The sequence below is a fragment of the Streptomyces sp. NBC_00663 genome (assembly GCF_036226885.1).
Taxonomy (GTDB): Bacteria; Actinomycetota; Actinomycetes; order Streptomycetales; family Streptomycetaceae; genus Streptomyces.
The window spans coordinates 5146735-5159953 of the sequence record NZ_CP109027.1 but is presented as its reverse complement, the minus strand read 5'-3'; the positions used below and the strand labels follow the sequence as shown (position 1 = coordinate 5159953).

General features: G+C 72.0%; 13 protein-coding genes. 5 read left to right on the top strand and 8 right to left on the bottom strand.

Annotated features, from left to right (window positions below; translation table 11 throughout):
* Positions 1-83: 83 nt before the first annotated feature.
* The gene (locus OG866_RS23610; protein ID WP_329337540.1) at positions 84-803 is read left to right on the top strand and encodes a response regulator transcription factor; all 720 of its coding nucleotides are present in this window, start codon (positions 84-86) and stop codon (positions 801-803) included.
* Here OG866_RS23610 and OG866_RS23605 read toward each other — a convergent pair.
* From OG866_RS23605 to OG866_RS23595, 3 genes are all read right to left on the bottom strand, one after another.
* The gene (locus tag OG866_RS23605) at positions 752-2527 is read right to left on the bottom strand and encodes an ABC transporter ATP-binding protein (protein WP_329337539.1); all 1776 of its coding nucleotides are present in this window, start codon (positions 2525-2527) and stop codon (positions 752-754) included. The two genes, OG866_RS23610 and OG866_RS23605, sit on opposite strands and share 52 nt — an antisense overlap.
* Positions 2528-2602: 75 nt before the next feature.
* Entirely contained in the window at positions 2603-2749 is a 147-nt protein-coding gene (locus OG866_RS23600; protein ID WP_329337537.1) for a hypothetical protein, read from the bottom strand.
* A 428-nt stretch (positions 2750-3177) separates the two neighbouring features.
* Positions 3178-4983: a bifunctional metallophosphatase/5'-nucleotidase gene (locus OG866_RS23595; RefSeq protein ID WP_329337535.1), complete on the bottom strand. Its 1806-nt coding sequence runs from the start codon at positions 4981-4983 to the stop codon at positions 3178-3180.
* 182 nt (positions 4984-5165) lie between these two features.
* Between OG866_RS23595 and mshD the strand changes: the two genes are divergently transcribed.
* A complete protein-coding gene (gene mshD / locus OG866_RS23590; RefSeq protein ID WP_329337533.1) occupies positions 5166-6092 on the top strand; it encodes a mycothiol synthase in 927 nt (308 codons plus the stop codon).
* Between the two features lie 122 nt (positions 6093-6214).
* On the opposite strand, the gene OG866_RS23585 is transcribed toward mshD, so the two are convergent.
* The 5 genes from OG866_RS23585 to OG866_RS23565 all read right to left on the bottom strand — a co-directional run bounded on the left by OG866_RS23585 (position 6215) and on the right by OG866_RS23565 (position 10715).
* Complete coding sequence (locus OG866_RS23585) at positions 6215-6859, bottom strand: ABC transporter (RefSeq protein WP_329337531.1); 645 nt, start codon at positions 6857-6859, stop codon at positions 6215-6217.
* A 62-nt stretch (positions 6860-6921) separates the two neighbouring features.
* Positions 6922-8442: an ABC transporter permease gene (locus OG866_RS23580; RefSeq protein WP_329337530.1), complete on the bottom strand. Its 1521-nt coding sequence runs from the start codon at positions 8440-8442 to the stop codon at positions 6922-6924.
* The gene (locus tag OG866_RS23575; RefSeq protein ID WP_329337529.1) at positions 8439-9302 is read right to left on the bottom strand and encodes an ABC transporter ATP-binding protein; all 864 of its coding nucleotides are present in this window, start codon (positions 9300-9302) and stop codon (positions 8439-8441) included. The genes OG866_RS23580 and OG866_RS23575 overlap by 4 nt, the downstream gene beginning before the upstream one ends.
* Positions 9299-10117: a zf-HC2 domain-containing protein gene (locus OG866_RS23570; protein ID WP_329337527.1), complete on the bottom strand. Its 819-nt coding sequence runs from the start codon at positions 10115-10117 to the stop codon at positions 9299-9301. The genes OG866_RS23575 and OG866_RS23570 overlap by 4 nt, the downstream gene beginning before the upstream one ends.
* A 58-nt stretch (positions 10118-10175) precedes the next feature.
* Positions 10176-10715 (bottom strand): RNA polymerase sigma factor, encoded by a 540-nt coding sequence (locus OG866_RS23565; protein WP_329337525.1) that lies wholly within the window; start codon positions 10713-10715, stop codon positions 10176-10178.
* 111 nt (positions 10716-10826) lie between these two features.
* Here OG866_RS23565 and OG866_RS23560 point away from each other — a divergent pair, with 111 nt between their 5' ends.
* Genes OG866_RS23560 through OG866_RS23550 form a run of 3 tightly spaced genes read left to right on the top strand, consistent with a single transcriptional unit; the run spans position 10827 to position 13161 of the window.
* The gene (locus OG866_RS23560) at positions 10827-11273 is read left to right on the top strand and encodes a GntR family transcriptional regulator (protein ID WP_329337523.1); all 447 of its coding nucleotides are present in this window, start codon (positions 10827-10829) and stop codon (positions 11271-11273) included.
* Complete coding sequence (locus OG866_RS23555) at positions 11270-12172, top strand: ABC transporter ATP-binding protein (protein ID WP_329337521.1); 903 nt, start codon at positions 11270-11272, stop codon at positions 12170-12172. The genes OG866_RS23560 and OG866_RS23555 overlap by 4 nt, the downstream gene beginning before the upstream one ends.
* Entirely contained in the window at positions 12169-13161 is a 993-nt protein-coding gene (locus tag OG866_RS23550; RefSeq protein ID WP_329337519.1) for an ABC transporter permease, read from the top strand. The genes OG866_RS23555 and OG866_RS23550 overlap by 4 nt, the downstream gene beginning before the upstream one ends.
* Positions 13162-13219 lie beyond the last annotated feature (58 nt).

The following is a 13219-nucleotide window of genomic DNA, read 5'->3' as shown; positions in this document are numbered from 1 at the left end:
GTAGCCAGGCCGGCTGCGAGCCTTAAAGGCCACGCTCATCGCCTTGCCAGCTCTGCCACAGGCTCTCGTCACACCGTGTTCGGATGGCGCGGAAGATTCTGCTGGCCGATGACGACGAGGCCGTGAGAGAAGGGCTTGGGCGGCTGCTGCGGTTCGAGGGGTACGAGACCGTCCTCGCCGGGGACGGGCGCAGTGCCCTGGAACTCATGGCGGACGGCCCGGACCTGGTGCTGATGGACGTCACCATGCCCGGACTCGACGGGCTGGCCGCCACCCGCCGTATCCGGGCCTCCGGCTCCACCGTCCCGATCCTGATGATCACCGGACGGGCCGCGGTCGGCGACCGGATCGTCGCCCTCGACAACGGCGCCGACGACTATCTCGCCAAACCCTTCGACGCCGAGGAACTGCTCGCCCGGGTCAGGGCGTTGCTGCGGCGCAGCCGACCGCGTGTGGTGCCGCCGCAAGCCAGTGAGCGGCTGTCGTTCCAGGACATCGCCATCGATCTGCGCACCCGTGCCGTCACCCGCGGCGGCCGTCCCCTCGACCTCACCCGGACCGAGTACGCGCTTCTCGCCTACCTCATGCGGCATCCGGCCAAGGTGCTCAGCCGGGCGCAGATCCACAAGGAGGTGTGGGGCTTCGACTTCGAGCCCGCCTCCAACACCCTGGACGTGTACGTCATGTATCTGCGGCGCAAGCTGGAGAGCCGCGGCGAACCGCGGCTCATCCAGACCGTGCGGGGACTGGGCTACACGCTCAGGAGTCCGGCGGGGCTCCCGGTCGGCCGCACCTCCCGCTGACCGGCGTACGCCAGGTGCGCGTACGTCCCGCCGCGCCGGACGAGTTCGTCGTGCGTGCCCTCCTCCACCAGCCGTCCGCCGTCCACGACGAGAATGCGGTCGGCGTCGGGGGCCAGGCTCAGATCGTGCGTGATCATGATCGTCGTACGGCCGGACATCAGGTGGCGCAGCGGCTGGACGATCCGCCGCGCGGCCATCGCGTCCAGGCCGGCCGTCGGCTCGTCGAGGATCAGGACGGGCGCGGCGCGCAGGATCGCGCGGGCGATGGCGATGCGCTTGAGCTGGCCGCCGGAGAGGGCGGCGGTGCCGGGGGCGATGACGGTGTCGTAGCCGTCGGGGAGTTCGGCGACGAAGGTGTGGGCGGCGGCTGCCGCGGCGGCCTTCTCGATCTCCTCCTGTGTCGCGCCCGGACGCCCGCAGGCGATGTTCTCCCGGATGGTGCCGTGCAGGATCAGCGTCTCCTGAGGGAGCAGGGCGATGTTCTCGCGCAGGAATGCGAGCGGTACGTCCGTCAGCGGGACGCCGTCCAGGCAGAGCACGCCGGACGAGGGGTCGTAGAAGCGCAGCAGCAGCTTGGCGAGGGTGGACTTGCCGGCGCCGCTCGGGCCGGTGACGAGGACGAGTTCGCCGGGGGCGGCGGTGAAGGTGACGTCGCTCAGAGAGGCGTGCGCGGCGCCCGGGTAGCCGAAGCTCGCGCCGTGCACGCTGACCCACCCGCGCACCGGCCACTCCCGCACGGGCTCGGCGGGGTCGGTGACGGCGGGTTCGGCATCGAGGATCTCGTTGAGGCGCTGGGCGCCGGCGGTGGCGGCGGTGAGGGTGAGGCCGAGCCCGCCGAGGTTGCGGACGGGCGGGTAGAGGTAGCCGATGAAGGCGGCGAAGGCGAGAAGCTGACCGAGGGTCATACGGTCGGCGGAGATCTCCCACACCCCGAGTCCGATGACGGCGAGCACGCAGATCGTCTCGACCACCTCGACGAACTGCTCGTACATCTCGCTGAGCCGGGCCCCGCGGACGCTGGCCCGCATCCAGGCCCTGGCCTCGCGGTCCAGGCGCTGTTCCTCGTCCCGGTGGCGGTTGTAGGCCTGGGTGAGGACCACGTTGCCGAGCGACTCCTCCACCACCGAGGTGATCGCGCCGTCGGCGACGCGCTCGTCCTGGGAGGCGCTCTTGATGCGCCCGGCGAAGCGGCGGGCGGCGAGCAGGAACAGCGGCGCGAGGACGAAGGTGGCAAGGGCCAGGTCCCAGCGGAGCCAGAGGGCGGCGGCGGAGTAGAAGACGGCGGCGAAGGCGGCGGAGACGGTGCCGACGACCCCGGACACCACCATCTGCTCGATGGCCTCGACGTCACCGGTGAGCCGCTCGACGAGGTCGCCCTGCCGGTGCTGCTGGAAGAAGTGCGGCGGCAGGTCCTGCACATGCCGGAACACCTTCGCCCGCAGCCGGAGCACGAATCTCTCGGCGGTCCAGGTGGCGAGCGAGTTGCCGAGGTAGCCGACGAGCGCACCGAGCGCCGCGACGGCGAGCCAGGCACCGGCCGGGCCCCAGAAGGCGGCGAGCGAACCGGCCTTGAGCGCGGTGTCGGTCAGCTCGGCGAACAGCAGGATCGAGGCGGTCTCGGCGAGCGCGGACACCACCACACAGGCGATGATCGCCAGCAGCCACTTACGGTCGCCGCGGGTGAGCGGCCAGAACCGGTGGAAGGCCGCACGGATCTCTTTCATCGTCCCTCCCTTCGGACATGCCCGAGGCGGGGCCACCGAGTCCCTGTCGGTGGCCCCGCCTCGTCGTTTCGGGTGTCAGCAGCCCTGGTTCTTGTTGCCGACCGGGCGGCGGCGCGACGTGGCGGCGGCGGTGGCCTTCTTCGGCGCGGCCTTCTTCTTGGGGGCCGGGGCGGCGGGCTTGGTGTTCTTCTTGGCGACGGGGGCAATCTTGTGGAAGCTCATGGAATTCTCCTCGGTGATTATCAGGTACGGATTACGGGCAGCTTATGCCGGTTATTTTTGGTCAGCGCTTGCTGCTCAGCGTTTGCTGCTCAGCGCTTATTGCTCAGTGCTTATGGGACACCGGGCGTCGCCGCGGGGTCACCTTCTTCACCTGGGCCTTCTTCTGCGGAGCGGGCTTGCGGGCCGCCTTGACGGGGGTGACCTTGTGGAAGCTCATCGGTTTCTCCTTCGCCGTTCGGTTTCGACATGGAAAACACTACGGGACCCCGAACCCGGAAAAGGCCAATTCCGCTTAGACCTCGATGAATTGCGACTGAGACAAGTTTTCAGGGGAAACCCGGAACCAAACCTCGTCTCACACAGGTTTTAATACGCGAAGAGGCGGCCACGTCGGTGACGTGGCCGCCTCTTCGGTACTGCGGAAACCGCTACTGCACGATCGTGATCCGGTTCGTCACCGGCGGCGCGATCGGGCTGGTGGCCGAGGAGTTGGCCAGGAGGTACTGCTCCAGGGCCGCGAGGTCGTCGGTGCCGACGAGGTCGTTGGTGCCCTGGCCCAGGGTGGTGATGCCGTCGCCGCCGCCCGCGAGGAAGCTGTTGGTGGCGACACGGTAGGTGGCCGTCGGGTCGAGGGCGACGCCGCTCAGCTTCACGGAGTCGACGACGATCCGGTCCGCGCCCGTCTTCGTCAGGTCCAGGGTGTAGGTGAGACCCGAGGACGGCTGAAGGATCTTCGGGGAGGCCGCGTTCGAACCGCTGACCTGCTCCTGGAGGACCTTGATCAGCTGGGCGCCGGTGAAGTCCTGGAGGTTCACGGTGTTGGAGAACGGCTGGACCGTGAAGCCCTCGGCGTAGGTCACCACGCCGTCGCCCTCGGTGCCCTTCTGCGCGTACGTCAGCCCGGCCCGCACACCGCCCGGGTTCATCAGCGCGAGGTCGGTCTCCGGGTCGAGCTGCTTGCCGTAGGCGAGCTGCGCGTCGGCGATGAGGTCGCCCATCGGGGACTCGGTGCCGGTGCTCGTGATGTCGGCGGAGATGTAGCCGATCGCGCGGTTGCCGATGGGCGCCGCGAGGGTGTTCCACCGGCCGATCAGCTCGGTCATGTCCGGCGCCTTGGCGACGGTCCGGGTGACCACGTGGTTCGCCGACTTCACCGACGTGCGGGCGATGTCACCCGTCCAACGGTCGTACGTCAGCGTCGTGTCCGTGTAGAGACGGCCGAAGGAGGCGGCCGAGGTGACCGTGCGCGGGTTGCCCGCCGGGTCGTTGATGGTGCAGGCGTACGCGGCGTGGGTGTGACCCGTCACCAGCGCGTCGACCTGCGGGGTGATGTTCTTGGCGATGTCCACGATCGGGCCGGAGATACCGTCACCCGCGCCCGGGGAGTCGCAGTTGTAGTTGTACGACCCGGAGGCCGGCGCGCCGCCCTCGTGGATGAGGGCCACGATCGACTTCACGCCCTGGCGCTGGAGCTCCTTGGCGTACTTGTTGATCGTCTCGACCTCGTCCTTGAACTTCAGGCCCTTGACGCCCTCGGCGGAGACGACGCCGGGGGTGTCCTCCAGGGTGACGCCGATGAAGCCGACCTTGATGCCGTTCTTCTGCCAGACGTAGTACGGCTTGAGGATCGGCTTGCCGGTCTTCTCGCTCAGGACGTTGGCGGCCAGGTAGGGGAAGTCGGCGCCCTCGAACTCCTCGTCCGAGTAGCAGCCGGCCGTCGGGTGACAGCCGCCCTTCTGGAGGCGGGCCAGTTCCCTGGCGCCCTCGTCGAACTCGTGGTTGCCGACCGAGGTGACGTCCAGGTCCAGCTTGTTGAGCGCCTCGATGGTGGGCTCGTCGTGGAAGAGACCCGAGATCAGCGGGGAGGCGCCGACCATGTCGCCACCGGCCGCGGTGATGGAGTACTTGTTGCCCGCGCGCGCCTCGCGCAGGTGCGTCGCCAGGTACTCGACACCACCGGCGTCGATGGTCTTGGTGGTGCCGTCCGCCTGGAGCTCGGTGACCCGGCCGGAGGAGCCGGACGGCGGCTCCAGGTTGCCGTGCAGGTCGTTGAAGGACAGCAGCTGGACGTCCTGGTAACGACTGGGCGCCTTACCCGGTTTGCCCGATTCGACCGGGGCGGCCGACGAGGGCAGCGCGGCGGCGAGGGCACCGGCGGTGGCGAGACCGGCGGCTGCGGCGAGCAGTCGGACGGTCCGTCTGCGGCGGTGGTGCGGCTGGGATATGGCTGGCATACGCCCCCCTGTGGGTCGGCTGAGCAAGTGGGCCCCGTCCGGCGCAGCCTAAAGTCAACGCGCGTAGCGCGACAGGGGTTTCTTGGTTACATCCTGGTTTCCCTTTGCCCTCTCCTTTGCAGGCGCTTTGCGGGGTTTACGGTGCCGCCACTTTGCGCGCTCTCCCCCGTACCCTCGTACGCATGACCAGCGACGACACCGTGCGGCCCGGCAGCACTCGCTCCATCCAGAACCACGCGGCGCTCTCCCCGGACCAGACCGACGCCGTCCTCGCGCTCCTCGCGGAGGCCGCCCGCGCCGACGGCCAGCAGGCGGTCTCGGAGCAGGGCCGGCTGCAACTGCGCGGTGGCGCCCGCGAGGGCGTGGACCATCTGCTGCTGACCGTCGACGACGAACTCGTCGGCTACGCCCAGCTGGAGGACACCGATCCCGTGGAGGCCCCGGCCGCCGAGCTGGTCGTCCACCCCGCGCACCGCGGTCGCGGCCACGGCCGGGCGCTCGGCTCCGCCCTCCTCGCCGCCTCCGGCAAGCGGCTGCGGGTGTGGGCCCACGGCGGTCACTCCGCCGCCCGGCATCTCGCGCAGGTCCTCGGGCTGACCCTGTTCCGTGAGCTACGGCAGATGCGGCGGTCCCTGACCGACCTGGACCTGCCCGACCCGGTGCTCCCGGAGGGCGTTTCCGTACGGCCCTTCGTCCCCGGCACCGATGACGCCGCCTGGCTCGCCGTGAACGCCGCCGCGTTCGCCCACCATCCCGAGCAGGGCTCGCTCGTCCAGCGCGACCTCGACGACCGGATGGCCCAGCCCTGGTTCGACCCGGCCGGCTTCTTCCTCGCCTTCCGCGGCGACGAACTCGTCGGCTTCCACTGGACGAAGGTCCACGCGATGGAGCGGCTGGGCGAGGTGTATGTGCTGGGGGTGAAGCCGGGCGTCCAGGGCGGCGGCCTCGGCAAGTCCCTCACCACCATCGGGCTGCGGCACCTCGCCGCACAGGGGCTGCCGACGGCGATGCTCTACGTGGACGCGGACAACAAGGCCGCGGTGTCGGTGTACGAGCGGCTCGGGTTCGTGACGCATGAGACGGACCTGATGTACCGCACGGAGACGTGACGCGGGCGCTGGCGTGAGCCGATGTGACGCGGCGTGGGATTGCGCCGCGCCCGGCGTCCGTGTCATCCGCCTGGGGGCTGCCGCCCCCAGCCCACCGCTTCGGCCCTGAACGGGCCTCGTCCTCAAACGCCGGACGTGCTGAAAGGCGCTCTCCGCTTCAACGGCTCCGGTCCGCACACCCCCCACATCACCACCGCGCCGGCCAGCACCATCCCCCACCGGTCATGTGCCGCTCCCCATCGCGGGTCCTCCGGCCCCACGAACAGCGCCCAGCGCCCCGGCAACAGCAGCAGCCCGAGGACGGCCGTCGTGAGCACCGCGCCGGCCACCGCCTGTCCCGGCTCCGCCGCCTGGGTGAAGCGGATCGCCGCCGCCGACGCCGCGAGCGCCAGGGTGAAGGCGGCGCCCGCCTCCAGGGTCACGTCGCCCACGGACGGACGTATGCCGTCCGGCACGAGCAGGAGCGCCGCCGTCCACCACACCGCGGTGAACGGCGCGACCAGCGCCAGCCGCAGGGCGTGACGGACGGGTCTGCGGGTCGGTACCGGAGCCGTGGTGTGCCGGGCCGGGTCGTCCAGTACGAACGCCAGGCCGAGGGCGAAGGCCAGGACGCCGGCCCGCAGCAGGTTCAGCGCCAGCAGCTCGTCGACCCCGGTGGTCAGCCGCGCCATCGAGACGATCAGCAGCCCCACGGCACCGGCGGCACCGAGCGCCCGCCAGGGAAGGGTGCGCAGGACGGGCGCCACCAGCGCCACGGTCACTCTCATCCGTCCACCCCCGCCTTCGCCTTGGGTGGGGCGCGGCGGGACACGCCGCACCAGCCCTTCACTCACTCGCACTTGTCCGCCCCCACCTTTGCCTTCACACCCAGCAGTTCGGCCGCCCGGGCCGTCGTCACCTTCGGCGAGGTCAGGTCGGTCCAGTTCGCCTTCACCTTCGCCGCCACCCCGTCCCGCGGCTGCTCCAGCAGCTTGCGCACGACGGTCGTCTGACCGGCCGTCATCAGCAGCGGGTTCGTCTGGGACAGGACGATCGCCGAGCCGCTCGCGCTGTCGTCCAGACGGACGTTCTTGAGGGCGCCGATCGGGTCGGACCGCCCGGCCAGGGCCAGCCACATGAGGGTGACCATGCGGCCGTCGCACAGGTCACCGGTCGTCTTCTCGTCGCCGGTGACCAGGACCCCGGCGACGGCGACCGAGAACTCCGGGACGCGGTTGCCGCCCCAGGCCGTGCCCACCGTCACCTGGCCCGGGGTCGCGGCGGGTTCGAGGGCGGAGTCGCCGTCGAGGCCGTAGCGCGCGTCGATCCGCTGGCGGACGAGCAGGCTCTGGTCGTGGGCCGTGCCGCCGGCGAGGGACTGCACCTCGGCCACGGTCCGTGCCCAGTCCGCGGTCCGGCCCCGCCACTCGGGGAAGGCGCAGTAGCGCGACCCGTCCCGCTCCACGCAGGTCTGCACCTGCTCGGGGTGGAGCGAGGCCCGCTCCCGGGCTGCCGTCACGTCCGGGGCGACACCCTGGCCCTGGGCGACCGCGCCGAGGACCGTCAGCGCCAGCGCCCCGGCGAACCCGGCCTGCACGGACCGCGCCCGGAGGCCGCCGCCGACCAGCACCGCGAGCAGCGCCACGGTCAGGCCGAGCGCGGCGAGATAGAGGGCGTGCCAGGCGGCGGGGCGGCCGATCAGGTCGGAGGGCAGGGTGTTGCTGCTGGCCACGCCTATGACCGGGGTCAGCCAGCGCGTCCAGCCGTCGTCGACGCCCCCGCCGGTGCTGAGGAGGAAGAGGAACAGGAAGAAGACCACGACCAGCGGTGCCGTGAAGGCCGTCCGCACCAGGCGGGCGAGCAGCACCCCGGCAGCCCCGAACGCCAGCACCGTCAGCGGCCCGACCAGCAGCTCGCCCGGCGAACCGTGCCCGAGCGCGCCCGGCTTGAGCGCCTGCCAGGTGAACTGGCCGGCCACGCACACCGCGGTGAGCAGGACGGCCGGGACCACGGAGAGCAGATGCGCGGCCGTCCGGTGTGCCGTGCTCATCACCAGCACCGTGAAGTGCCGTTCCGTGTCGCGGCGGCGGGATCTCAGCACGGTCTGGTTCACGGCCAGCAGGACCGCGAGGCCGACGAAGAGCGGGCCGCCCTGCGTGGCGCGGTCGGCGTCCTGGAGGGCCGGGTAGCCGTCCGCGTAGTCCAGGGCGCGCCACACGATCCAGGCCGCGTAGACGAGGAAGCCGAGGAGCACCGGGACGGTCGTCAGGAGCCGGCGCGCCTCGAAGCGCGCCAGGGCGAACACGGCCGCCCAGGAGTTCTGTGACGGTGTCCGCGTGGCGGTCGGGGCCGCCTCCATGACCGCGCTCATGCCGCCGCCACCTCCACGCCCGCGTCGTCGAGGGTGAGCAGATAGCCGTCCTCCAGGGTGGGGTCGGCTAGGTCGGCGCCGGCGGGCGGGCTGCCCACGTTGCGGAAGGAGCCGGTGCCGGTGCGCCAGCCCGCCTTCGCGCCCGGGTCGCGTTCCGCGCTGTGCCACACGCGTCCGGCGGCCACCGCGGTCAGCTCGGCCGGGGTGCCGTCGAAGCGGATCCGACCGCTCGCCATCACCACGACGCGGTGGCAGAGCATCGCCACGTCCTCCGTCTGGTGGGTGGACAGGAGCACGGTCCGGCCCTCGCCCGCCCGGGCGATCAACTCCCGGAAGCGCATGCGCTGTTCGGGGTCGAGGCCGACCGTCGGCTCGTCCAGGACGAGGAAACCGGGGTCGCCGACGAGCGCCGCGGCCAGCGCCACCCGCTGTCGCATGCCGCCGGACAGCTTCTTGATGCGCTTGGCGCGGACGTCGCCCAGGTCGACCTCGTCGAGCACGCGCCGCACCTCGCGATGGCGGGCGCCGCGGTCGGTGAGCTCCTTCAGGATCGCCACGTAGTCGACGAACTCGAAGGCCGTGAAGTCCGGGTGGAAGCCGGGGGTCTGGGGCAGATAGCCGAGCCGCCGCCGGACCTCCTGCCGGCCGCGCGCGGTGCCCGGGTCGTTCCCCAGCACCGTGAAGGCGCCGCGGTCGGCGGGGACGGCCGTGGCCAGCACCCGCAACAGGGTGGTCTTTCCCGCCCCGTTGGGGCCGAGCAGCCCGGTGACGCCCCGGGTCAGCCGCAGCGACACGTCGTCGAGGGCGCGGGTACCGCCGTAATGGAGGCTGAGCCCCTCGGCGGAGACGGTGGGTGTCATACGGCACTCCTGTGGAAGACGTCGAAACGGTCGCGTACGAGGAAGAGCAGGCCGACCGCGAGGGCGGCGACCGCCGCGGCGGCGCCCTGGCCGGCCGCGGTGAACGGCACGAGCGGGCCGTCGCCGGCCCGGTCGGCGGCGACGAGCAGCGCGATCCACGCCCCGCCGACCAGGGACGGCGCGAGCACCGGGCCCAGGCGCGGGGTGAGCGCGAGGCCGGTCGCGGTCAGGGCGAGCGCGGGCAGCAGCCAGGCCAGCGCGCGCAGGCCGTAGGAGGGGAGGGCGAGAGTCGCCAGGCCGTTGAGGCCCAGGCCTGCGGCGAGCACCGCCACCGTGCGGATCATCAGCAGCCGGAAGCCGTGCACCGGGCTGACGACCGCCATCTCGTACGTCGGGTCCAGCGCGGGGCCGTACGACAGCGCGACACCGGCGAGCGGGAGCAGCGGGGCCAGGGCGAGGAAGAGGGTCGGCGAGTCGGCCGTGTAGACCACGCCCACGGTCGTCAGCAGCAGGAACACCACCGCCGCCAGCCATGAGCGGCGCAGCACGGGTGTCGCCGTGAGCAACCGCGCGACATGGTCGGCGACGCCGAGCCGCACGAGCAGCGCCTCGAACAGCCCCCTTCGGGGGACGTCGAGTTCGGCGTCGAGCCGCTCCCAGCCGGTGTCGAGGGCGACCGGGTCGCTCACCGAGGCGAGCGCCTCTCGGCAGTCCGCGCAGGACATCAGGTGCGTGTCGGCGGACCAGAGCCGGGGCGCCGCCAGCTCGCCCTGGGCGTAGGCCCGTAGATCCTCGGCATCCACATGCCACGTCATGCCGTCACCTCCGCTGTCCTCGCACGGCCCCGCAGTCCCCGTCCGTCCATCCGCCCGCTCATGCCAGCGCCTCCCGCAGTTGCTTGCGGGCCCGCAGCGCCCGCGTCTTGACCGTCCCGGGCGGAATTCCCAGGACGACGGCGGCCTCGCGGGTGGTCAGTCCGTCGATGACCGTCGCCTGGAGGACCGCGCGGAGTTCGGGGGAGAGCCGGACCAGGGCGCCGGCGAGGTCCCCGTGCTCCACCCCCGCGAGCACGCGCTCCTCCGCGGACGCCTCGTGGCGATGCCGCAGCCGGGCCAGCGCCTGCCGCATCCGGCCCCGCGCCCCGTCGCCGCGCAGCGCGTCGACCAGTCGCCGTGATCCGATCCGCCACAGCCACCCGGTCACGTCGCCGTCCTCCCGGTAGCGGGCCGTGCCGCGCCAGATCGCGAGGAACGTCTCCTGCACGACGTCGTCGACTATCCCGGCGTCGGCGCACCGGCCCCGCAGTCGCGCGGTCAGCCAGGGCGCGAACCGCCGGTACAGCTCCTCGAAGGCGCGCCGGTCCCCGTCCGCCGCGGCCCGCAGCAGATCTCCGTCGCTTCTCGTCTCGCTCACACCCCCTCATCGCACGAGCCCCACCGATCGGTTCACGGAATCGGGCTTGACTTTGTGGCCACCTTTGAACCACCCTTTCACTACTCAATTAGTGAAAGGGTGGTTGTACGGGTGCTCGAGTACCGCATCGACCGGCACTCCGGCGTCGCCACGTACGTGCAGATCGTGCAACAGACGAAACAAGCGCTACGCCTGGGCCTGCTGGAACCCGGCGACAAGCTGCCCACGGCCCGTGAGGTCGTCGAGGCAACCGCCATCAATCCGAACACCGTGCTCAAGGCCTACCGAGAGCTGGAGCGCGAGGGACTGGTCGAGGCCCGCCGCGGGCTCGGCACCTTCGTGCGCCGCGGCCTCGGCGCCGCCCCCGCCGACTCGCCCCTGCACACCGAGCTGGAGGACTGGACCGCCAAGGCCCTCGACTCCGGCCTCGACCGGGACGACGTGGCGGCACTCTTCACCGCCGTACTCGACAAGCACTTCTCGGCTCGGCTCTCCGAAGAGTCCGCCTCGGCCAAGCAGCCCGCCTCGACCAAGCACAGCCAGGGAGACCCCTCATGACCGACACCGCCCTCGAGGCAGCCGCGCTGGGCAAGCGCTTCGGCCGGCTGCGGCGGAGCGCCGGATGGGCCCTGCGGGACTGCTCCTTCACGCTCCCCGCCGGCCGCGTCTGCGCCGTCGTCGGCCCCAACGGGGCGGGCAAGTCCACCCTGCTCGCCCTCGCGGCCGGCCTCATGGCGCCGACCGAGGGCCGCCTCGCCGTCCTCGGCGGCCCCGTGGGCGAGGCACGCGCACGCGTGGGCTTCGTCGCCCAGGACAAGCCGCTCTACCCGCAGCTCACCGTCGCCGAGACGCTCCGCATGGGCGCCGACCTCAACCCCGGGCGCTGGGACACGCGCGCCGCCGAGGCCATCGTGGCCGGCGGCGACCTCGACCCGAAGGCCCGCGTCCGCTCCCTGTCCGGCGGCCAGCGCACCCGCGTCGCCCTCGCCCTCGCCCTCGGCAAACGGCCCGAACTGCTGCTCCTGGACGAGCCCATGGCCGACCTCGACCCACTGGCCCGGCACGAGCTGATGGGCGTCCTGATGTCCCAGGCGGCCCAGCACGGCACCACGATCGTCATGTCCTCGCACGTGGTGGCCGAGCTGGAGGACTCCTGCGACCACCTCCTGCTCATCGGCGGCGGCCGGGTCCGGCTCGCCGGGGAGATCGACGCACTGCTGGAGACCCACGCGCGCGTGTCGACCACCGCCGACACCGACCTCGCCCCGCACACCGTCGTCGAGTCCCGCACCACGGGCCGCCAGCTCACCGCCCTGATCCGCCCGGCCGCGCCGCTCCCCACCGACTGGCGCACCGGCACGCCCACCCTGGAGGAGCTGGTCCTGTCCTATCTGCGCAACCCCGGGGCGCCGACGCCGGCCACCGCGGTGAAGTGCCGTGAGGAGTCCGTCGCGTGACCGTCCTCACCCCGCCCACGGCCGGCTCCCCGCACCTCACCCGCTGGCTGATCCGCCTGCACCGCCCGGCCCTCCTCCTGTGGACGGCCGTGGTCGTCGCCGTCTCCGGTGTTCTGCTGTGGCTGCGCGGCCCGCTCGCGAACGCGTCCGCGGCGGCCTGGCGGGCGTACGACGCCTGCCAGCAAGCGACGTGCGCGTACGACCAGGCCGCGATCATCCACTACAAGGACATCTACGGCTATACGACCTACGCCGTCCTCGCCGCCCCCTTCCTGGTCGCCGCCTGGGCGGGCGCCGCCCTCACCGGCCGCGAGGTGGAGACGGGCACCGCCCGGCTGGCGTGGACGCAGAGCACCTCCCCGCTCCGCTGGTTCGCCTCCCGGCTGGCGCTTCCGGCGGCCGTGGTCACCGCGGGCACCGGCCTGCTGGTCCTGCTGCACCACCTGGCGTGGTCGGCGGGCAAGGGCCGGATCGGCAGCCTCAAGAGCTGGTACGACCTGCCGACCTTCTACGCCAACGGCCCGGTCGTGGTCGCCCTCGCCCTGGCCGGCCTCGTCGGCGGCGCCCTCGCGGGCCTGCTCCGGCGCGGTTCCCTGCCGGCCCTGGTCGCGGGCCTCGGCTTCACCGGCCTGCTCTGGTACGCCGTCCAGCTGGTCATGCCCCACCTGTGGACCACGTCCACCAGCGTGGTCGGTCTGAAGCGTTTCGTCCCGACCGGCGGCGGCCTCGGCGTCGACGAAGGCATCGTCACCGCCACCGGAGCGCACATCTCCAATGCGACCTGCGCCAACTCCGAGAACGACGCCTGCCTCGCGTTCTACGACAAGTTCGACGCAGTCGGCTGGTACCGCGACTACCACCCGGCCTCCCACTACTGGCCGATGCAACTGATCGCGACCGGGCTGGTCCTCGCCCTCACCGCCCTGCTGACCCTGCTGGCCTTCCGGCTGCTGCACCGCGAGACCGGCACGCGCAAGCGCACCTCATGAACACCGCCGGCACCACGACCGCACCGCCCCCACGCACCCCATGAGCACCGCCGGCACC